Origin of the sequence: Rhodanobacter ginsengisoli (assembly GCF_042657065.1) — a bacterium.
In the GTDB taxonomy this organism is placed as follows: domain Bacteria; phylum Pseudomonadota; class Gammaproteobacteria; order Xanthomonadales; family Rhodanobacteraceae; genus Rhodanobacter; species Rhodanobacter ginsengisoli.
In genome coordinates this window covers 226,045-246,792 of record NZ_JBHSNF010000001.1, presented here as the reverse complement: position 1 = coordinate 246,792, position 20,748 = coordinate 226,045, and the positions used below count along the sequence as shown (strand labels likewise).

Here is a 20,748-nt window from a genome sequence, read left to right as displayed (position 1 = left end):
ACGCGCCAGGGATCACCCAGATATGCACCTCATCGTCATTACCAGTTACTTGACCGCCGCCGCCGCGTTCCTCGCAGGTATGGCGCTGCTGGGCGTTGGTTGGCGCGGACAGCGTACCGGCGCCCTGCTGATCCTGGCCACGATGGTCTCGGTTCTGTGGAGCACGTTTCTGGCTTACGTAGAATGGCAGCACACCGTGGCGATCAGCTGGATACTGATGGCCGAGATTCTGCGCTACGGCGCCTGGCTCGTTTTCCTGAGCGCCCTGTCCGGTGCCGGGCTGCGTGGTTTGCGCGTCGCCGCGAACGCAATCTGGATCATGCTCGCGCTCTACTGCCTGTGGCCGCTGACTGGTTTGCCGCAAACGACCGCGTTGACGTTCAGCGTCAACGTGCCGCTAGTCGGTGTGCTGGTTCTCGCCCTCACCGGCGTGGTGTTTCTCGAACAGATCTACCGCAACGTTCAACCGGAACAGCGCTGGGCGCTGAAGTTTCTGGTGATCGCGCTCGGCTTGTCGTTCGCCTACGACATCTTCCTGTATTCCTACGCGATGCTCTACTGGCAGTTCAACATCAGCGTGTGGGCGGCGCGCGGTTTCATCGATGCCTTGTTGGTGCCGCTACTGGTGGTGGCGGCGGCCCGCAATCCGCAATGGTCGCTGGAGGTAGGTGTGTCGCGGCGCGCGGTGTTCTATTCCACGAGCCTGCTGGTGATCGCGTTTTACATCATCGCCACGTCGATCGGTGGTTATTACGTTCGCCTGTACGGAGGCGACTGGGGCCGGGTGGCGGAAATCACGCTTGCCTGCTTCGCGCTGCTGGTCGTGCTGCTGATCACATTCTCCGGGCAGGCGCGCTCGCATCTGCGGGTGTTCCTGAACAAGAACTTCTTCAGTTTCCGCCACGACTACCGCGAGGAATGGCTGCGGCTGTCGGCCACATTGTCGGCCAGCGGCACGGAGCTGCCACAGCGCGCCGTGCACGCGATGGCGCAGATCATGGACAGCCCGGGAGGCGCACTGTTCATGCGCAGCGATGCTGATGAATTCGTGCCGGAAGCATGCTGGAACATGCCGACGCCAGTCGGTCTGAAGCTTCCATCCTGCTTGCCGGCGTTCGGCATCATGCGCTCACACCGGTGGATTTATGATTTGAGCGAACCGCCGCCTCTGGGCGATGAACAACTGCGGGCGCCCGCCGAATTGATCGCCCTGACACGCGCATGGTTGCTGGTACCGTTGGTGCTGGAAGATCGGCTCATCGGTTTCGTGGTTCTCGCGCACGCGCGCGCGCGCCGCGCGTTTGACTGGGAGGATATTGATTTGCTCCGGGCAGCCGGCATTCAGGTGGCTGGCGCCCTGGCGCAGGCGGCCGATGCCCTGCGCCTTGCCGAAGCGCGCCAGTTCGAAGGCTTCAATCAGCTCACCGCTTTCCTGATGCACGACCTCAAGAACCTGGCAGCACAGCAATCCTTGCTGCTGCAGAACGCCGATCGTCACAAGCACAATCCGGCGTTCGTGGACGACATGCTCACGACCGTGGCGAATTCGGTGCACCGCATCTCGCGGCTGCTCGAGCAGCTGCGTGGCGACGCGGCACCCGCCACGCACAGCCGCGTGCAGCTCGCGGCAGTGATCCACAAGGCGCTCGACGAATGCAGCTCGCAATTGCCGCAACCGGACTACCAGCCGGCAGTGGAGGACCTGTGGGTGCGGGCAAATGCCGAACAGCTTGCCACAGTGCTGGGACACGTGATCCGCAACGCACAGGATGCAGCACAGGCCCACGGCCATGTCACGCTGCGAGTCAAGCGCGAATCCGCGCATGCTTCGATCGAAATCGAGGATGACGGAGCAGGTATGGATGAGGACTTCATCCGAAACCGCCTGTTCAAGCCGTTTTTCACCACCAAGGCGAGCAGAGGCATGGGCATCGGCGCCTATCAGGCCCGCGAGTACGTGCATTCACTGGGTGGAGCGATGCGCGTGAACAGTACCCCCAGCCAAGGCACAGTGTTCGCCATTCAGCTGCCGCTGGCTGAGCCCGTGGGGGATGAAACAACGGCTGGCAGGCTGAGGGCCGCGTCATGAGCCAGAAGCAGCCTTGCCTATTGATCGTCGAGGACGATGTCGGTCTGCAGAGCCAGTTGCGCTGGAGCTTCGAGGATTATGACTTGGTCATGGCCGGCGACCGGCCGACAGCGATCTCCCTGCTTCGCCTCCACCAGCCAGCGGTAGTACTGCAGGACCTGGGCCTGCCCCCGGATGCCTCCGGCACGACCGAGGGTTTTGCCACGATTACGGAAATCTTGGAGGAGGCCCCGCACACCAAGATCATTGTGGTCACCGGCAACGGCGACCGTGACAACGCGGTCAAGTCCATCGGCTCCGGCGCCTATGATTTCTGTTCCAAGCCTCTGGATCTGGAAGTTCTGCGCCTGATAGTGGATCGCGCATTCCGGGTGCACGAACTGGAGGCCGAGAACCGCAGGCTAAGAAGTCATTCGCCCGCGGTGTTTGAAGGCATCATCGGCAGCAGCAAAGCCATGCTCGATGCCTACCGGATGGTCGAGAAGGTCAGCCCCTCGAACGCCACCGTCCTGCTGCTCGGTGAGACCGGTACCGGCAAGGAATTGTTCGCGCGTGCGGTGCATCGCCTGAGCTCGCGGCGCGACGGGCCGTTCGTGGCGATCAACTGCGCGGCCATCCCCGAAAATCTGCTGGAAGCCGAGCTGTTCGGCTACGAGAAGGGCTCGTACACCGGCGCGCACAAGCAAACCAAGGGCAAGATCGAACTGGCCGTCAACGGCAGCTTGCTGCTTGACGAGATCGGCGACATGCCTTTATCGCTGCAGTCCAAGCTGCTGCGCTTTTTCGAGGAGCGGGTGGTCGAGCGCATCGGTGGACGCGAAGTGATCCCGGTGGATGTGCGCATCATCTGCGCCACGCATCAGGACCTGCCGGCCCTGATCCGCGAAGGGCGTTTCCGCGAAGATCTTTTTTACCGCATCAGCGAAGTGACCGTTCGGCTGCCGCCACTGCGTGAACGCGCCGGTGACGCGGTGACCCTCGCGCGGCATTTTCTTGAGCAGGCTGCCACTCGCCATGGACGCGCAGTTCGTGGATTTACCGCCAAGGCACTCAAGGCGATCGCGGCATGTCCCTGGCCCGGCAACGTGCGCGAATTGGAAAACGCAGTCAACAGCGCCGTCATCATGGCGGATGAAAAGCAGATCGGACTTGAGGCATTGAACCTTGGTGCGATCGGCGAGGATATCCTGGATCTGCACAAAGTGCGCAGCGACGCCGAAAGGCGGGCGCTCCAGAAGGCCATGACCCAAGCTGGTGGCAATCTCTCGCAGGTCGCAAGCTTGCTGGGCATCAGCCGGCCGACGATCTATGATCTTCTGGACAAACACGGATTGAAAAGGCCTAGCGGTGCAGAATGACTCCGCGCGTCGCGCTGGATGAACTCAAGGGGTAAAATATGCGCTTGATCAAGCTCAATACCTGGGTTGTTCGTCTCGGCCTGGCGTTGCTTTGCGTCAACCTGTTGCTGAGCGGTTGCGGCCTGACCGGTGGACACGGCAACCTCGATGCTGGCGCCAAATATCAAGCCGAAGGACAGTATCGCGCGGCCTACATCGAGGCCAAGAAAGTCCTGCAGCGGGACAACAAGAACGGTGCAGCATGGCTACTTCTGGGCCGGGCTTCCCTGATGCTCGGCAATTCGACGGAGGCCTTGAACGACCTGCAAAATGCCCAAGCCAACGGCGTGTCGAAAGCACAATGGGCGGTGCCTATGGGACAGGTGCTACAGGTGACGCAGCAGCACGAAAAGCTGCTCAACATCGTATCTGCCGACAAGCTCACGGACCCAAGAGTCAAGGGGCTGGTGCACGTGCTGCGCGGCGACGCTTATCTCGGCCTGAAACAGCTTGACCAGGCGAAGCAGTCGTATCAGGCCGCGTTGACGCTGGATCCGAAGGATCCACGCGCACTTGCCGGACTCGCCAAGGTATCGGCGGCTGCCAACGATCTGGATTCCGCCAACGGGTACGTGCAACAGGCGCTGGCTGCGGCGCCGGAAAATCCGCAGGCCTGGATTGTCAAGGGCGATCTGGCATTCACCAACCAGGATTTTGCCGGCGCAGAATCGGATTACCAGAAAGTGCTGGGCTTCAAGAACCCCGACTGGCTGCCGCAAGAGCGCTTTTATGCGTTGACTCGGCTGGCCAGCGCACAGGTGCAACAAAACCGCTACGACGAGGCTCTGGTCAACATTCAGACACTGGAAAAAATGTCCCCGAAGCAGCCGTTCCCCCACTATCTGCACGGCTTGGTGCTGTACAAGCAGGGGCATCAGGATGATGCGATTTCCGAGCTTCAACAGGTGCTCAAGGAGCAGCCCGACAATGCACAGGCGCAGTTTCTCATGGGCGCGGTCAACTACGCGCAGGGCAACTACGACCAGGCGGAAATGAACCTCAGCAACGTCATGGGCATGGACAAGAAAGATGTCCGACCGCGCAAGTTGCTGGCACTCACGCTCTATCGCTCAGGCCGCTCGCGCCAGGCGCTGGACACGCTGCGACCGGCAGTACCGGGCAACCCATCCGACACCGAGCTGCTGGCGCTGCTGCAGAGGGCCGTCGCCGAAGGCACCGGAAAACCGGGGCCAAAAGCTGCCGCAACGAGCGCAGACAATCCACCCGATACCCAGTTCGCGCAGGCCGGCACAGCTTTGGCCAGCGGAGATGAATCCGAAGCGATCCGTCTGCTGAAGGAAAAGCCCGCCAGCGATACCTCCACCGAGGCTCGACGCAACCGCCTTCTGGTCATGACCTACTTGCGCGAGCAGCACCCGGCCAATGCGGTAAAGGTGGCGGCCGAATATGCCGCCAGGAATCCGCACGACAGTGCCGCGCACCTGCTGTACGGGACCGCGCTGGTTGCAGCCGGTCAGCGCACTGAAGCACGCGCCCAATATTTCGAGGCCTACAAGCTGGACCCCAAGAGCCTCGCCGCGCTCCTGAACCTCGGCAACCTGGATTCAATCGAGGGCCATTACGGAGATGCCGGCGTTCGGTACAGAGCGGTGTTGAAACAGGACCCGCAAAACGAGGTGGCCATGACCGCACTCGGCCGGATTGCCATGCTGCAAGGCAACAAGGCAGAAGCCCTCAAATGGTTCAAGCAGGCAATCGTCGCAGCGCCGAAGTCGGCCGAGCCATATTTCGGGCTGATAGTGGTGTACAGCGAAAGCGGTCAATTCGACGAAGCCGAGAGCACCGCCAAACGCCTGGTGGATGTGAACCCCAATAATCCGGCTGCTCTCAATATCCTCGGAGCGGCGGAACTCAGTGCCGGCCATCAGGGCAAGGCGCTGATCTCGCTGCAGCAAGCCGTGAACCTCGCGCCGCGGGTGCCCTTGTACCGCACCAATCTGGCGCGTGCACAGGTCATCAACAAGGACACCAAGGGTGCCAAGGACAATCTCGCCCAGGTAATCAAGGCTGATCCCGGTCAGGTGGCGGCGGTGACGCTGCTCGCATTCATGAAGTTGCAGGACCATGATCTGCCGGGCGCGATTTCCCTGGCGCAAACGCTGCAGAAGCAAACCGCTTCCAAGGCCGCGGGATTCAGCCTTGAAGGGGATCTGTATATGGCAAACAAGTCCTGGAGCAAGGCCGCCCAAGCCTACCAGCAGGGATTGAAAGTTCAATACGATCGGCCTCTGGTGATCAAGAACTTTCAAGCACTTAGCAAAGGAGAGGCCAAGGAGGCGGAAGGGGTGCTGCGTGACTGGTTGGCCAAACATCCGGACGATGCCGCCACACGCCTGCTTTTGGCCCTGTACTACCTGAACCACGGGCAGAACGCGCAGGCTGCCAGCCAGTACGAACGCGTGTTGAAGACTTACCCGTCCGACATCGGCACACTCAACAACCTCGCCTGGATTTACACCGAGCAACACAATCCCAAAGCGCTCGCACTGGCTGAGCAGGTCTTCAAGCTGGCACCTGATTCACCCGGCATTGCGGACACATATGGCTGGGCGCTGATCGCGAACAACCAGCCAAAAACAGCCCTGCCGATCCTCATGCAAGCGGCCAAGGCGGCTCCAAAGGTTCCGGTCATCCAATATCATCTGGCTGTAGCCCAGGCGCGCACCGGCGACACAGTCGGCGCGCAAACCACCCTCAAGACACTGCAAAAATCAGGCGCTGATTTCAAGGACAGGCAAGCCGCGGAAAAACTGTACCGCGAACTGGGCGAGGCAGCCGGCGGCGATCCCGGCAAGTAGTGCCATTTTTTGCTTACCCGCGAAGTTCTCTTGCGACCTTCCCTCTTCCTGCGGGAAAGGGTGCCTCGCAGGAGCGGGTTGAGCGAATGCCTCTCCAGCGCATACACAGGAAGACTCTGCCGCGAAGCCAAATGCTTTGCCGGGCATGGATGCTGCCGGAAACCAGTCCCTCACCGTGAAACCGGTCCCATCGCGCGCGCAGCAATAGCTCCCTTGATTTCGCGTTCCCGCCGCGTCCGGTGCCGCACAAACCCGTCGATTCAATGCCGCGGCGGGACACCGCCAACAGCATCGGATTGGTCTCGATAATCAGAGCGTGTTTCCCCTCTTTTTTCGTGGAGTTGGCAGCGCGAAACACGCAACGAGGGTCCGGCCCCAAACTGAGCCTCCCCCCAGATTTGGTTTGGGTTCGATCACGGGCCGTGCTCCTTCATTCGCCAGCCACGGCATCGTCCTGCACACCAGCACTTACCCCGCTCAATCCAGCCCACGAACCGCTCCCATGGTTCGCAAACATCGTCTCGCGTCCCTGCAACGAATAGCACTGATGGGGGGGTGACTTTTGGACAAGTCATCCGGCAGCTTGCGGCTACAAAGCGGCTCGGATATCTGGCAGCCTTACCCGTTGGATCCATAAAATCCCAGCAAGATCAGCCCAACACCGATAATCCAGCCGACCGACATCGCAACCGCGAAGCGGACAATCCTGACGCTTCTCAATCGCCAGACCAGATCAGACAGCAGCAACCACAGGCCGGTGAACACGACAAGCGAAAAAAAGCTCCAACCCAGATGACCGGATGTCCAGAAGAAACCATTCATGGGGCGGTCAAGCCTTCTGCAACAACCGTTTGTCCTGCCCATACGCGATCGCCCGTGCGCACCAGCAGCTTCGTGGCGGCAGGCAGCTCGAGTACCACGGTGCTGCCCAGCAATATCCTGCCGATCCTTTGGCCTCGCTGGATTTCCTCGCTCTCGTGAACCCATGTCTCGATGCGCCGCGCCGCGAGGCTGGTAATCAAGCGCACCGCGACTTGTCCGGCGTCGGTCGCAATCACGAGGCGCTTTTGCACCGGGCAGGACTTCTCCCGCAGAAAGGCAAACTCTCGGCCCTCGCCGTCCATGAAGTCGTCACCGTGCGACTCCACGCTGAGCACGCTCCCGGCGAGTGGACTGCGTTGCACATGCATATCCCAGAAGCTGAGCGCAATCACGAGGTAGCGTGTTCCCGCGCGTACCTCCGCACTGGTGATCAATCCATCTGCCGGCGCAAGCACGCCATTTCCCGGAGGCGCCATACGCTCGGGATCACTGTAAAAATGGCGCAAAAAAGCACGCTGAAATACCCCTTTTTTCAACCACGTGCGGATTTGCTTCTCAGGCCAGCGCTTGCGCGGTGGGAGCCAGCGCCGTATCAGCGGCGATGGATACGGGAAATAAAGAGCCCAGAGCACTGTGGCCGTGGCCACCAGGCACAAAATCGCAATTTGCAGGACAAGCATCGTCATCTCTCAATTGCTCGAACACCGTTTGCCAGATCGTAGCCGACTTCGAGCAACGCACGCTGGCTGCACGCGCTGCGACACGCCCGGCACGAGCTGCCGGATAATCCCACGGGCGTGCTCGTTCGGGCCCTGGGTACGCAGATCCTCCCTGACCCGTCCGCCCCCCTGGATGCGGACCGTGGTCAGATCGTAGAACACTGGCAGCGTCATCCAGCAACTGGCGCACTGCTGCGGTCTCCACTCCCGTGGCCCGGTTCATCCCCATATCCGCGACGCGCCGCAGGTGATCGTGCGAGAGTTCGTTCGCTATCTGCGGCATCACCACCGTCTCGAGCTGGCACAGCACCCCGAGCTCGGACCCTGGTTCGCACAGCGGGTTAAACGCCATCGCACGCGCCAGGGCCGCCACGTCGAATCACCACGTGTTTCGCAGCCATCCACACGTCGGCCGGCAAGTGACCCCACGCCCGTCATGCAACAGTGCCCATTCTGGCTGCGCAGCGAGGTCGATGGCATGATGCCTGCCTTATGTCGACCGAAACCCATGCCGCCGTGACGGCGCGATCGAAACGCCTGCGCTGGACGCTGCTGGCCGCATGTGTGTGCCTGGTCGTCTACGGCACGTTGTTCCCGTTCATCGGCTGGCGTACCCCGGGAGACTTCCACCGGCTGTTCAGCGCTGCCGCGCTCGATCATGTATCGGCCACGGATGTACTTGCCAACGTCCTCCTGTACATGCCGCTGGGGTTTCTGGCCGGTTTGGGCCGGCGCTTGCGCAGGATCCCTCTGATCCTGTTGGCGGCCCTGTTGCTCAGCCTCTGCCTGGAAACCATGCAAGCATTTCTCCCGGAACGCGTGGCGTCGTGGCTGGACGTTGCGACGAACGTTTTTGGTGCCGGAGTTGGTGCCGTGCTTGCTACCGCCACTGCTGCGATGATGCGCTGGCCGCGCGCCGGATGGGGCCGCAACCTTGCAACACGGCTGCGGGGTGACCGCGCCGCTTGGTTGGGTATTGCGGCATTGGTTGCCTGGGGGTGCACCCAACTGATCCCATTCGCACCTTCGCTCGATGTGAGTGAATTGAAGACCGGGTTGAAACCGGTATGGCACGTGCTGCAGGGCTCGCGATCGGTCGATTTCTGGCGCTGCGCCGCCTATGTCGCGGCCACGGCCGCGCTGACGATAACCGGCGCCAGCGCGCTGCGTATCCTCAGTTGGGGCGGCGTCGCAGCCATTTGCCTGCTTGCGGTGCTGCCTCTGAAGGTATTGGTGGTCGGACGGCAACTGTCGCCGGAGGCCCTCGCCGGCACCTGCGCGGGCGTGGCACTCGGCCTGATCCTCTGGCGCAGCGGCCGACAACGCGTACTGGTTGTTGCGGCACTGTTGCTTCCCGCCCACATCGTGGCGGAAGCGTTGCATCCCGGCGCGCCCAACACCCTGATCCACGCATTCAACTGGATACCGCTGCATGCCCAGTTGGTCCACCCCATCAATGGCCTGGCCAATCTCGCGGACTCCATCTGGCCACCACTCGCGTTGGCCTGCCTCTGCCTCCGCCTGGGAATGCAGTCCCTGTGGTATTTGCTTCCGGCGGTCGTGCTGCTGTTGTTTGCAGTCGAATGCGCCCAGCTCTGGATACCCGGCCGCTATCCCGATATCACAACGGTATTGACGGGCACGGCGGCCTGGGCTGTCGCCGCGGCTTATGCCGGAAGGCAACCGTCTCGGAAGCGAGCCTGAAAGGCGCTGGGCTTGGTCCCCGAGAATGCACGGAAAATGCCCAAGTCCGGTATGCGGATATGATGCAGCGGCGACGGGACCGGTTTGGCCGCGATGTACCCCGTATGACCGCGCTTGGGGGCTTGCTTGTCGGCGCCCGGTAGCCCGCATCGGCGTACACCGTCCGCTCCTGACGGTGCAGCAGCTTTGTCCACTTCGGTCACATCGCCCGCATTGGCTGGCGTCGTGGTCACCGCGCGCGCCAGCCCGGATTCCAAATCCACCCAGATGTGCGCCGTCATCCCAAGTACCACGGCTGACCTTTCTTGGTCTGGCGCATCTCCGGATCGCGCTGCTTGTCTCGATTCCTGGTCGAGGACGGCGCCTGGACGACGGTGACATCCACGATCGCGCCCCGGCGCAGCAAAGGCTGCTGGCCCAGGTGCGCATTGGCCCTCGCGAGGATCTTCGCCGCCAGCCCGTGCCGCTCCAGGAAGCGACGGAACTTCAGGATCGCCGTTTCGTCGGGGATTGCGTCCTCGTTCAAGTCCAGTCCCGTGAAACGGCGCATCGACTCGATCTCCTGCAGGGCATCTTCCATGGCCGGATCGCTCAGCGCATACCACTGCTGCATGATGTGGATGCGCAGCATGGTCGCCGCAGGCATCGGCGGTCGGCCACAGCGATCGGAGGCGGGATAGCTGGGCTCGATCGACACCAGCAGCACCTCCCACGGCACCTTCTTGTCCATCTCGCCAAGAAACTGCTCCCGACGTGTCGGCTACTTCCTGGACTCGACACGCAGTGCGGCAAAGGAACGCTGCTTCATGGCTGATGGGGTTCCCGAGGACTGGTCGCTATGATGCCGCAGACGGGGAATGGAATCAGGGCACCCCTAAGGAGCCAAGCGTTCGTTCCAGCTTGTTCTCGTGGACCCATTGCCAAGCTTTCCAGTGGAACAGCAGCTTCCATGCAAGGTAGTTTTCCGGGGAAATTCCTTTCAACCGTTCGTGCACCCGAGGGTGGAGCCACTTGTCGTTTTCCTCCAAGAGATGTTCACCAAGAAAAGCGGATCGTTCGACTCCGGAGCGCCGACCGCCGGGGAACAGGCTGGGGTGACGCGTGCGCTGGTTGTAATAGGCGTTACGTAGGCGTTCGCGGCTATACGCCGGACTGAACCACTCGCCCTTCATCAGTTCTCCGCCGCTCAAGAACGGAACGCCCAACGCGCGTTTATCCAGTTGTGCGAACAGGCGTCGGTAAAAACGGCTGTGACGTTTTTCCTCGAACGGAATCGTGGCTGCATGGGCCATGAAGTCCTTCGACAGGCCCGGGGTAAAGGCTTCCGCACGGTTTGCGTACACCTTCAGCGGATTCATGGATGCGCGGTTACGGCTGCGATTCTCGATCACGAAGCGACTAAGACCATGCGCATCATGCGGCAGGCGAGACACTTCGGCGCGAAGATCCTCCGCAAACCCGTCGTGCATCGCCTCTACAACCTCACGCTTGAACAGGACCTTTGCCGCTCGCCAGATTGCGCTATACGGCCCTCGAATCTCCTGCTGCAGATACGTATCGAAGCCGCCCTCGGGCTGATGCAGGGGCATGAACACGAATCCCGGTACAAGCCCGTCCCACACTGCAGTGCCGGGGAGGTGTGACGCCACCTTGGCAATGAACAAGTCCAAACTCGGGTAACCGGCATCGCTGGCGCGCAAATAATCGAGGTAAGCCGATGAGGAAAAAAAGCCTGGTGGCGGATAGGCTTTTCGAAACGGGACGTCAGTCAAAGTTGCGACCGCCTCGGCAAGTCGGCCGTCGGCATCACCGTATTCGTCTTCGTGCGCGATGATCAGGGCATGTATGGGGATCCCCGCACGCTCTAACAGGAAAAGCAGCAACCTCGAATCGAATCCGCCACTGAGCAGCAGCGTACCCGAGTCACCGAAAGCGGCACAGGCGTGGATGTCCTGTTCCAGCGAGCTCAGAAAGTCGTAGCCCCGCCACGCATCCGATGGATCCGGCCACTGCCAATAGCGACGGATATCCAACCGCTGCCGCGCGCAATCATAGGTCAGGATGCTCGCGGGTGGCACGCGCACCAAGTCCTGCATCAGGCTGCGCTCGCTGATGGGGTGGCCGATCGAGATGAATGCGCCCCAGGCGGCAGGATCCGGATCGCCACGTATCGCCTTCGTCTCGGAGACAAACGTCAACTCGCCGTCGGCGTGACGCATGTACAGCGGCTGCATGCCTAGGCAATCGGTGGCGACGACCAGAACCTGCCGCTCTGCATCCAGGAAGACCCCGGTAAAGGCGCCGTCGTACTGCGAAAAGAGCCGCGCCGCTGCATCAGCATCGACGATCTCCCGCACGTCGGGACCGTTGATCGGTGCGCCGGTAAAAAAACAGGCGTTGCCTTGCGCCGGCAATGCACCGCCCAGGCACCCGAGCGTGCCAGCGGGGAAGTCCCGGCGGCTCGCGGTTTGCCCTTTCAGAATTTGCCGCTCCAGCATGATGTCGACCTGCCGGGCAGCGTCGCCACCTATGTGTATGGCGAGCTTCTTCGCCCTGTGGGTAGCCGGCACGATGTTCATATGCTCAGTAGCTGGGTCCTTACCTCCTAGAGTGTTCTTACCTCCCAGGGTGGTCAATAGCCGGTCCCTACCCCTCGGGATTATCGGAACAAGGCCGCCGCAAATAATCGCCGTGATGGAAGGTGCCGGGCGTCATCCATCCGATGCCGGCTTGGCGATGGTGGCGATGGTGGTGCTCGAAGAACGAGGTTTGGCTTCGAGCCAGTTTCCCTGAAATGGTCGCGACAGCCGGCATCCGTGTTGTACGCAAGGCCGCACGCGGACGAGCCAACAAGGGCTGGGCCTTGCCCGAGACAGTGTGCGACGCACAACGCGCGCCTGGACGGTATCCGCAATGACCAATGAATGTATGGACAGCAGCAAGAGCCGCTGACGCGGCCCTTGCCGCAACGGTCGAGGGTATAGATCCCCGAGGTAGAGCAACGCTGGAGTAATTGCCGAGACTGGCGCGATTCTGGCGCCGCATCGAACACAACGGCTGGTGGTCAGCGGCAACGCGGGACATCATGTTCTCCGACGCGAATCGGAGACGGGTTTTTGCGTGCATCTTGACCGGCGCAGCGAAATGGCGGCCCTCTTTGCCGTCTGCAGGACGCCAAACGCGACATGCCCGACCGTTGGCGATGCTGCACCATCCTCAACTGGGACCGAATCGGAGCCATCTGGCTCAACCCGGACAGGCTGACCGAACCGCTACCCGAAACCACGCAAATCACTGCATGAAAAAGCGGACAGCTTTGTCGAAAACTACCGAATCGATCGGTGACGAATCATGCTAAAGTTTTCTCGGTTCTGCGGTCTTCGTGATCCCTTTTGCGGGGAGCGATACGACTATCGTGCGCCAGAGGCTCCGCAGGTCATGCGACGATCGGGCAAGTAACAACGCAACCCTGGGGGCAAGCTTGAACAGCTCAGCGGGTGGGTTTCGCCTCGGCTATCGGGGAGATATCGAAGGGCTGCGCGCGGTCGCAATTCTCCTCGTGGTGGCCGTGCACGCCGGCGTTACATGGCTACCGGGCGGGTTTGTCGGCGTAGACGTCTTTTTCGTCCTTTCCGGGTACCTGATTACGGGCTTGCTGGTGCAAGAAGCCGTGACGACCGGGCGCCTAAGCTTTACGAACTTCTACGCCCGAAGGCTACGCCGTCTGCTGCCGGCATTTCTGCTGATGCTGGCGGTTACGTGCGTCCTCGCACGGCTCGTGGCGCCTCCCACGACATTGCCCAAGCAAGCTTCGAACGCCGCGGCCGCCGTCCTGTGGCTGAGCAATTTCCAGTTCGCTTTCTGGAATACGGACTACTTCGCGCCGCAGTCGGAGACCGCGCTCTTCCTGCATACGTGGTCGCTCGGTGTAGAAGAGCAGTTCTATCTGATGTGGCCGTTGCTCGTCTTAATAGTGATGGGTGCGTGGAAACGGGCCAAGCAACCGCCCAACATGGCGCGGTTGAAGTGGTTATTCGGTGGCATCTTCATTGTGAGCTTTGCATTGTCCTGGTACTGGACCCTTCACTCACCATTGTTTGCCTTTTACCTGATGCCATCCCGAGCTTGGCAGTTTGCTTTGGGCGCGATTGTATTCTTGATGGTAGGGTCGCCTTCATTCAGGGGCCGTTCTATCCTTGTCCGACCGATGTCGCAGCGGACAATAGGGTGGCTCGGCATTGCAATGGTCGTGCTTGCCGCGTTGTTTATTCGGCGCAGTGCGCCGTATCCGGGTACTTGGGCACTATTGCCCTCGTTTGGGGCGGCGCTGGTCTTAGGCGCCGGTGGGTTCGACGCCACTACGGGCGTCGGGCGCGTTCTATCGTGCCGCCCCCTTCAGGCGGTCGGGCGCGTGTCCTACTCGTGGTACCTCTGGCACTGGCCGATCCTGCTGCTCGGCGCGTGGGTGGTGGACGTGGGCAACGCGCGGAACCGGTTGATTCTCGTCGTGGTGTCGTTGGTGGTCGCCGCGGCGTCGTATCATCTTTTTGAAACGCCGATCCGGCACAACCGCAAACTCGTCGCGAAGCCGAGCCTCGCCGTAATTGCCGGACTCGCGGTCATGTTAGTTGCGGTGCTTCTGCTACGTGGGTGGCGGTTTGAAGCCGAACGCACGGCGCAGGCCCCGAACTTGGCGCGTTTCGTGGCTGCGAGATCCGACGAAGCGGCCGTCTACGCCATGGGCTGTTTCGGTTCGTACCGATCAACAAGGGTTGAGATCTGCGAGTTTGGTGACCCGCACGCGACGCACACGGCCATTCTTGCCGGTGATAGCAAGGCAGCACAGTGGCTTCCAGCCTATTGGCCGATGTTCAACAGGCCAGGTTGGCGACTCCTGGTCATCACGAAATCGGCGTGCCCAATGGTCGATGCATCGTACTTTGCGCAGCCGCTGCACCGCGAGTATGCGGAGTGCGCCCGTTGGCGACGCGCCGTTATACGCAAAATAGAGTCCCTCGACCCGGATATGGTTGTGCTGAGCGAGAGCATGGGTTATCCATTCACGCGGGAACAGTGGATAACCGGTACCCAGCAGGTCCTTCACGCGTTGACCCACCACGCACGGCGCATCTATCTGATGCGCCCGACCCCGGAACTTCAGATGAACGGTCCGCTTTGCCTGGAACCGCGCAGCCGGCTGTACACCGCCGTGGTTGGCACACCCGATTGCTCTGGCGAAGCGCGCACAGGGCGCTTTGATGACATAGGCCGGTGGTTGGCGGGCGCGTCCGCGCAATTTCGCAACGTCAGAATTGTCGACATGACGGACAGCGTTTGCCCTGGCGGCCTATGCCGAGCAAAGATCGGCAGCAAAATCGTGTTTTCCGACAACGGCCACATGACGGCGACGTTCGCTCGCACTTTGACGTCTGCGCTTGCCAAAGCCACCAGCTTGGGTGATTCGTCCCTTTTATCCGCCCCCTGAGTCAGTCCGTCAAGAGGCTTTTGTCGACAACCCGGCGACAAATGGTCCCAACCACGACGCAGGATACGGAAACCGGATTACCCAAATAACCGCTAGCACCACCAGCACAGCGAATATCAGTCTCTGCGTGACGAGGACAGCCATGTGTTATTCCACCCAACTAAAGCACATCGCGGATCGCTACGTGAAAGCATCCTGAGTGGGACCCAAAACCTGAGCCGCATCCATCATCCACAATGGCTTCCCTTGAAGACCACGCCGATATTGGATCAACGGCGCCTTCACGCGCGAGAAACCTGAAATCCAACTCTTCGTCCCGGAAAGATTCCCGCCAGTGGGGCTCTCGTGCGGATTATCAACAGATCTGGATGATCTTGCAGAATATCGAATTGCAAAAAATGCCATTTGTCACGAGATCTGTCGAGATACGCGCATACCTCATCGGGTGCACACCAAAATAATGACTGGCATCTTCGCCACAGCCGAAGCCGAAGCCGATGTTTCCTTTGGAACGTCGTGTAATGCTATCAATCATCAGTCGACCAATGCTCGGACCGACGCATGCTCCTCTGCGCTGAATACGTCAGGAAACTCTGATGCTGCGTGTCTGATGAACGCTATCCAGGGCGCCCGTGGTTCGACCGTCGCGAAACGTTCGCTCAGTTGACTGGAAGACGGCTGCGCCTGGCGGTTTCCGAACGACGAGCCAAGGCCTACCATGTGAGGTGAGATGTCATGGTTCAATCCAAGTTGCGCCAGAAATTCGCGTCGCCACACCTCATCATTGCACCAACGCTCGAACCGCCAGACAGCACCCTGGGGGTTCTTGATGTGACCCTTCAAAGTCTCAAAAAATTTGCCCTGCATAGTTTGCAAACTCGCGCCCAGACCTTCTTGAGCCCTTCTGTTGAGATTTTGAAACCGGCTAGCCATGAGATTGAGCGTATCGCGCCGCGCAAGGATCATCTCACTGCGACGAGGGATACGCCATCCGCGCCCAACGGATGCATCCTTGTCTTCCGCCGAGATTATTATGAATCGTGCTTGACGTATTTTATTCCGATCCTGGGCGAGTGACTTGAGGTATCTTCGACCGTCCATGGTAGAAACGTCATTAACAAAGAACGTCCTGCCGCTATCTGAATAGTTGAAATTATTGATGCGGTTACTTTCGATCAACGTAACTGCCTCGCCTTCCAAAGCATTTGTCAGCCATCCAATGCATGCATGGTTCCCGGAACGACGCATTCCATAGACAAAAAATACACGTTCTGCGCGGGACATTATCCATTCTGTGTAACACCGCGAAATCAATTCCTTCATTGCGATCTTCCCGGAAAATTGAACAAATTCGTGATCAATCAGATGGGACGCGACGTTTTTTCTCCATCAACGTTTCGATTTGATCAAGATATAGGATAAATGGTGAAACCCATGGATTAATATGGCCAAGGGAAAGAACGCTGGTCAACATCTTGGCCCTGGGCAACAGGTTTTTCATGAGGCCTGATGGTCTTTTCAGCAGAAACATGCGCGCGGCGTCCGCAAGGAAGCGCGCCCGCACTTTGGTGTCGTCGGCGGGTGGTGCGGCTTTGTCCACATAGGGAAAGTTTGCAAAATTCGGATACGCACGGGCAATCGTGTCATCGTGGAAGCTGTGGTCCAGCAGCATGCTTGACGGCAGTGTGGTGAGAAAATCGAACAGATCATGATCCAGAAAAGGTGCGTATACACGAGGTATGTCCGCAAGCAGGCTGTAGGGTGCTAGCGCGATTGCACGCCTGGTGCGGTTCCATAAAATGAATGATGCGACCGGATTTGGGCCGTCCAGGTGTTTTTCCACCTCCATGGCAAGTCGCTTCGTGGCTACCCCTGGTTCCATGGCTGCTTTCAAGTCTCCCTTCAACAGACCTCTTATGCCGGAATATCCCGCAGTCTGCCGTGACAGCAGTGCATCACAGATTGCATTGACATCCCGGGTACGAAACGCTGTGTCGAGCTGAGGGTTCAGAAACTTGCTCTGAGTGAGAACGTCACCCGCTATTCCGTCATAGACACACCCGAATCGCCCGTTCAGAGAGTCCGCCAACGCAAGGTACCACCCATGCGCTAGCGTGCAGAAATGGGTCTTCGGATTCTTGCGCACTTCCGCTGAAAATGCTGATAGTTGCTGATTGACGATGACAAGATCAAGTCGCAGCTTCTGGCACAGGGCTGCTGCAACTCTGGCGTCCTCGTTGGGATCAGGTGGATTGTCCAGCGCAGAGACGCATGCCCCTGGTTCGAATCCGGTCCGGTGCAATTCCAGCAGTATGTGCCTCGAGTCCCGACCACCACTTATGGGGACGGCGAAGGCATCCGAATCAGGCGCTCGCTTCGCCATGGCTTTCGCGAACAGGTCGATGTATCTGTCGATGGCTTCATCGCGTGAGAGCGCTGTGGCGTTGAGCGTCTGAGGATATCTTCCGTGGCACTCGAGCTTCCCGTTCTCCCACTCGAATACGGCATTCGGGGGCACCGTTTTGATGCCTGAAAACGGAGTGTCGTCCCCGACGTAGAAGCCCAGCCTGAAAAAGACCGAGAGGGCTTCAATGTCCAGTTCCGTCGGTGCCCCTTGTTCGAGAAGGCTGACGAGCGACGAGGAGATACATACCCCGCCGCCGGGAGGGCTGAACCAGAACAGTGGATAGAAGCCATAGCGATCATTTTTGACCGCGAGCCGTGTTCCGTCCCAGTGCCAGTGCGCGAAAATGCCATCGGCAACGTGGTGGGTGGTGGAAGGTATCTGATGACCAAACTCGGCGGTCGACCGACCCCGTGTTTCGATTCGTTCACCACGTTTCCGTACGAGGAAGTACGGATTATCGATTGCGCCAGCGCAATCGACATCTGGTTGCGCGGCGCCACCGGCATCCGGTGCCGTTTGGCGCGAGGCCCGTAACGGACCGCTCGATGTCGAGAGATCGGACTTCGTAACGGACGTCCGCATCGGCATGTACTCTGTCTGCATGTATCGCCGCTCCGCTGCAAAGGGGCGCGCTATGAGTGGTTCCTGTTCAGGCCTCAAAGATAGCCCAGCGACGCCAGCCCCAGCATCCAACGCCGGTCTTCCCGGCATGTTAGCAGCTGGTGCAGTGTGCGATTGCCGCTCGCGATATCGCCGCGACGATACGCATAATAGAGATGACTAATGCGGCTGACGGCTTCCAACCGGCAACGCCGAAACCAGATTTTCCTGTGGACGTTTCTCTCGGCAACGAGCGACGAGCGCGCCTGCAACCGTACTGAGGCCTTTTCGCGGGAACGGTCGGTCATGTGATGTGGCAAATGATCGCTTCCGATGTGGAGTGGAATGGTGCGATGCGCAAGTACCGGTTTCTCTCCGCGCATGTCAACGTCGACGATCAGTACCATGCTGTCGAAGACGCCGGCCTGGTGCTCTTGGTACTTGTTGCCATGCAGCCGGAAAATGAAGTTTCCCAGCGAGTAGGCAATCACACCGCCCTGGTATTCTTCGATGCCCTGCAATACGTGTGGATGATGCTGGATCACGAGGTGCGAGCCTTGTTCGACCAGCCAACGTGACAAGCGCTGCCGCCATCGGCCGGGTACGTCGGAAAATTCAAGGTCGGCGTGCAGCATCGTGACGACCAGATCCGCTTCCGCGGCAGCGGCGCGCACGCGTTCTCCCAGGCGCAATTTTTCCAGCGGTGCGATACCGGCGCGGCCGTCCGACGCGTAGTATTCACTTTTGTCGCAAGCTCCCAGAAATGCAATTTTGCACCCATTGCGCTCCGCGAAGACAGGTTCTTCTGCCTCGCGCAGATCGGCACCTGCGCCGAATCCGCGAATGCCGTGGGCGGCCAGACTCTCGCGGGTAGTCGTAAGCGCTCCAGATCCACAGTCCAGTGAATGATTGTTCGCCAGGCACAGGTCGGTAAAACCGATTTCATGCAGGAACGAGCCCGCGGCAACGGGCGTTGCCATCGGCTGCTCTCGAGCTTTCTGACTGCAACGCTCGTCCACAAGGCAGCATTCCAGGTTGCCGACGAGAAAGTCATGCTCTCCGATCTCGCGCCTGATCGTGGGCCAACTATTGAATTCAGGAACGCCGGCTGGCGTACCTTTCAAGAAGGGGAGGCACACGTCTCCCACGAACGCAAATCGGAGATGATCTTTGTCCATTTACCTTCTTCTCAACAAATCAACGACTTCCATGAAATTTCTGCGCCAGAACAACCACATGAATACCGGATAGACCAACACGCCGATGGCAATTAAAAGTGCCATGCCGCTTGCGGGGCCAAGTAAGGGTTGGGCAATCGTGTCACGGGCAAGGATCACAGTGAGGTACATGACCGCGCCGCCTGCTGCCGGGCCAACCATGGCCCCGAGGTATTTTCGAGTGTTCAGTCCGAGATGTGGCAGCGTAAAGGGTATACGGGCAAGTACGAGAATGGGATATCCAATGACCCATGCAAGCGAGGCACCCACCAAGCCACCGAAATAGGTACCTATGAAGAGCGCCGGCGGCATGATTACAAGCGCGATCAAAGGACTCAACGTGCCGATATGGGGCTTGCCGATCGCGGTCAACGCCGAACCACTACCATGGCCAATCATGCGGATTGGTCCAACCAAGCCGAGTAATTGCAGGGGAATGATCGCCTTTTCCCAGCGGCTCCCCAGCACGACCATAACCAAATCAGGCGATATACTGGAAATTCCCCAGAACACGGGAAAGGAAATGAAACTGAGTATTCGTATGACTTTCAGGAAATGGCATCGGATAGCGGCCATATCGTGCTGGACGGAAGAATACGCGGCAAACCCGACCTGATCCAGCATCTCCGCAACTTTCTGTATGGGCAAAGACGCCAACTGCATAGCAATGGAATAAAACCCAAGAAGTTCCTTGCCAAGGAGTTTGCCGATGATGAAGACGTCCGATCGAGAATATACGTACCAAAGTAATCGACTGATGGTGACGAAGCTTCCGAAACGCAGCATGTCCGACAGGCCATCGCGCGAGAATCGTGGGCGGCACCAATGCCTTGCCGCCAGGCTCAGCGCAATGGGGCGTATCGCAGCCCCGGCGAGGCTACCGAGCACCAGCGCCCACACGCCTGCACCCGCCAGCGCGAATCCCAGTGTCGTAATGCCGTTGCTCAGACCTATCACGAGGTTCGCGAGCGACTTTTGCTTGAATCGCATGCTGCGACTCAACATGGCATCCTGCACTACACCAACCGATGCCAAGGGGAACTGGATGCCCAGAACGCGCACGATATTTGTGAGACGCGGGTCGCCGAAGAAACTCGCGAGCAGTGGCGCGATGGCGAACACCAGGATGTAAATTCCGCTGTTGACCAGGATGAGAAAGCCAAAAGCCTGCTCAACCTGTCGGTCAGTCAGGTCGCGTTTCTGGACCATGGCCGAGTACAAGCCCAGTTCCTGAAACAAGGTTGCGAAACCGATCAGCACTTCGGCGATCGCCATCAAGCCGTAGTCGGACGGCTTGAGGATGCGAATGACCACCAGCGTTATCATCCACGCGATGATCTGGCCGGCAAAACGCGCCCCGGCCAGCCACTTCAGTGAGTGAAGGACGTCTTTGCGTAGACTCATTCGGAATCAGTCCGGCCAGACACGTGGGCGAACATGGGTGACGCTTCCAAAGGGCGACCATCCTGTCCAAACAGTCATCATGGCG

12 protein-coding genes and 1 pseudogene are annotated in these 20,748 nt (G+C 59.7%); 5 read left to right on the top strand and 8 right to left on the bottom strand.

The annotated features are described in order from the left end of the window. The first annotated feature begins 22 nt into the window (after positions 1 to 22). From prsK to prsT, 3 genes are read left to right on the top strand one after another with little or no spacing between them, the layout of a single operon-like run. The gene (prsK, locus tag ACFPPA_RS00960) at positions 23 to 2,089 is read left to right on the top strand and encodes an XrtA/PEP-CTERM system histidine kinase PrsK (protein WP_377316372.1); all 2,067 of its coding nucleotides are present in this window, start codon (positions 23 to 25) and stop codon (positions 2,087 to 2,089) included. Next, on the top strand, positions 2,086 to 3,447 hold the full coding sequence (gene prsR, locus ACFPPA_RS00955; RefSeq protein ID WP_377316370.1) for a PEP-CTERM-box response regulator transcription factor: 1,362 nt from the start codon (positions 2,086 to 2,088) through the stop codon (positions 3,445 to 3,447). The genes prsK and prsR overlap by 4 nt, the downstream gene beginning before the upstream one ends. Before the next feature lie 38 nt (positions 3,448 to 3,485). Further along, a complete protein-coding gene (gene prsT, locus ACFPPA_RS00950) occupies positions 3,486 to 6,305 on the top strand; it encodes an XrtA/PEP-CTERM system TPR-repeat protein PrsT (RefSeq protein WP_377316368.1) in 2,820 nt (939 codons plus the stop codon). Between the two features lie 618 nt (positions 6,306 to 6,923). Here prsT and ACFPPA_RS00945 read toward each other — a convergent pair. Together ACFPPA_RS00945 and ACFPPA_RS00940 are read right to left on the bottom strand one after the other, a co-directional pair. After that, positions 6,924 to 7,127, bottom strand: a complete 204-nt coding sequence (locus tag ACFPPA_RS00945; RefSeq protein ID WP_377316366.1) for a hypothetical protein — start codon at positions 7,125 to 7,127, stop codon at positions 6,924 to 6,926. After that, the gene (locus ACFPPA_RS00940; RefSeq protein WP_377316364.1) at positions 7,124 to 7,813 is read right to left on the bottom strand and encodes a phosphatidylserine decarboxylase; all 690 of its coding nucleotides are present in this window, start codon (positions 7,811 to 7,813) and stop codon (positions 7,124 to 7,126) included. The genes ACFPPA_RS00945 and ACFPPA_RS00940 overlap by 4 nt, the downstream gene beginning before the upstream one ends. A 525-nt stretch (positions 7,814 to 8,338) precedes the next feature. Here ACFPPA_RS00940 and ACFPPA_RS00935 point away from each other — a divergent pair. Beyond that, on the top strand, positions 8,339 to 9,550 hold the full coding sequence (locus tag ACFPPA_RS00935) for a VanZ family protein (RefSeq protein WP_377316362.1): 1,212 nt from the start codon (positions 8,339 to 8,341) through the stop codon (positions 9,548 to 9,550). Between the two features lie 83 nt (positions 9,551 to 9,633). On the opposite strand, the pseudogene ACFPPA_RS00930 reads toward ACFPPA_RS00935, so the two are convergent. Next, a pseudogene (locus tag ACFPPA_RS00930) lies at positions 9,634 to 10,358 on the bottom strand (IS5 family transposase); the annotation flags it as partial. A gap of 55 nt (positions 10,359 to 10,413) precedes the next feature. Further along, positions 10,414 to 12,129, bottom strand: coding sequence for an asparagine synthetase B family protein (locus tag ACFPPA_RS00925; protein ID WP_377316360.1), 1,716 nt, complete (start codon positions 12,127 to 12,129; stop codon positions 10,414 to 10,416). Positions 12,130 to 13,031: 902 nt separating this feature from the next. On the opposite strand from ACFPPA_RS00925, the gene ACFPPA_RS00920 reads away from it, so the two are divergent. Next, positions 13,032 to 15,035 (top strand): acyltransferase family protein, encoded by a 2,004-nt coding sequence (locus tag ACFPPA_RS00920; RefSeq protein ID WP_377316358.1) that lies wholly within the window; start codon positions 13,032 to 13,034, stop codon positions 15,033 to 15,035. 534 nt (positions 15,036 to 15,569) lie between these two features. On the opposite strand, the gene ACFPPA_RS00915 is transcribed toward ACFPPA_RS00920, so the two are convergent. The 4 genes from ACFPPA_RS00915 to ACFPPA_RS00900 all read right to left on the bottom strand — a co-directional run bounded on the left by ACFPPA_RS00915 (position 15,570) and on the right by ACFPPA_RS00900 (position 20,663). After that, on the bottom strand, positions 15,570 to 16,319 hold the full coding sequence (locus ACFPPA_RS00915) for a hypothetical protein (protein WP_377316356.1): 750 nt from the start codon (positions 16,317 to 16,319) through the stop codon (positions 15,570 to 15,572). 73 nt (positions 16,320 to 16,392) lie between these two features. Continuing rightward, on the bottom strand, positions 16,393 to 18,045 hold the full coding sequence (locus tag ACFPPA_RS00910) for an asparagine synthetase B family protein (protein ID WP_377316354.1): 1,653 nt from the start codon (positions 18,043 to 18,045) through the stop codon (positions 16,393 to 16,395). Between the two features lie 53 nt (positions 18,046 to 18,098). Then, entirely contained in the window at positions 18,099 to 19,220 is a 1,122-nt protein-coding gene (locus tag ACFPPA_RS00905; RefSeq protein ID WP_377316352.1) for a CapA family protein, read from the bottom strand. Next, complete coding sequence (locus ACFPPA_RS00900; RefSeq protein ID WP_377316350.1) at positions 19,221 to 20,663, bottom strand: lipopolysaccharide biosynthesis protein; 1,443 nt, start codon at positions 20,661 to 20,663, stop codon at positions 19,221 to 19,223. Positions 20,664 to 20,748: the final 85 nt, after the last annotated feature.

Bases quoted from the DNA above. Each gene is read 5' to 3' on its own strand.
- ACFPPA_RS00900 (WP_377316350.1), bottom strand. From the start codon at position 20,663: ATGAGTCTACGCAAAGACGTCCTTCACTCACTGAAGTGGCTGGCCGGG.
- ACFPPA_RS00915 (WP_377316356.1), bottom strand. From the start codon at position 16,319: ATGTCCCGCGCAGAACGTGTATTTTTTGTCTATGGAATGCGTCGTTCC.
- ACFPPA_RS00905 (WP_377316352.1), bottom strand. From the start codon at position 19,220: ATGGACAAAGATCATCTCCGATTTGCGTTCGTGGGAGACGTGTGCCTC.
- ACFPPA_RS00940 (WP_377316364.1), bottom strand. From the start codon at position 7,813: ATGACGATGCTTGTCCTGCAAATTGCGATTTTGTGCCTGGTGGCCACG.
- ACFPPA_RS00925 (WP_377316360.1), bottom strand. From the start codon at position 12,129: ATGAACATCGTGCCGGCTACCCACAGGGCGAAGAAGCTCGCCATACAC.
- ACFPPA_RS00935 (WP_377316362.1), top strand. From the start codon at position 8,339: ATGTCGACCGAAACCCATGCCGCCGTGACGGCGCGATCGAAACGCCTG.
- prsT (WP_377316368.1), top strand. From the start codon at position 3,486: ATGCGCTTGATCAAGCTCAATACCTGGGTTGTTCGTCTCGGCCTGGCG.
- prsR (WP_377316370.1), top strand. From the start codon at position 2,086: ATGAGCCAGAAGCAGCCTTGCCTATTGATCGTCGAGGACGATGTCGGT.
- ACFPPA_RS00910 (WP_377316354.1), bottom strand. From the start codon at position 18,045: ATGCAGACAGAGTACATGCCGATGCGGACGTCCGTTACGAAGTCCGAT.
- ACFPPA_RS00945 (WP_377316366.1), bottom strand. From the start codon at position 7,127: ATGAATGGTTTCTTCTGGACATCCGGTCATCTGGGTTGGAGCTTTTTT.
- prsK (WP_377316372.1), top strand. From the start codon at position 23: ATGCACCTCATCGTCATTACCAGTTACTTGACCGCCGCCGCCGCGTTC.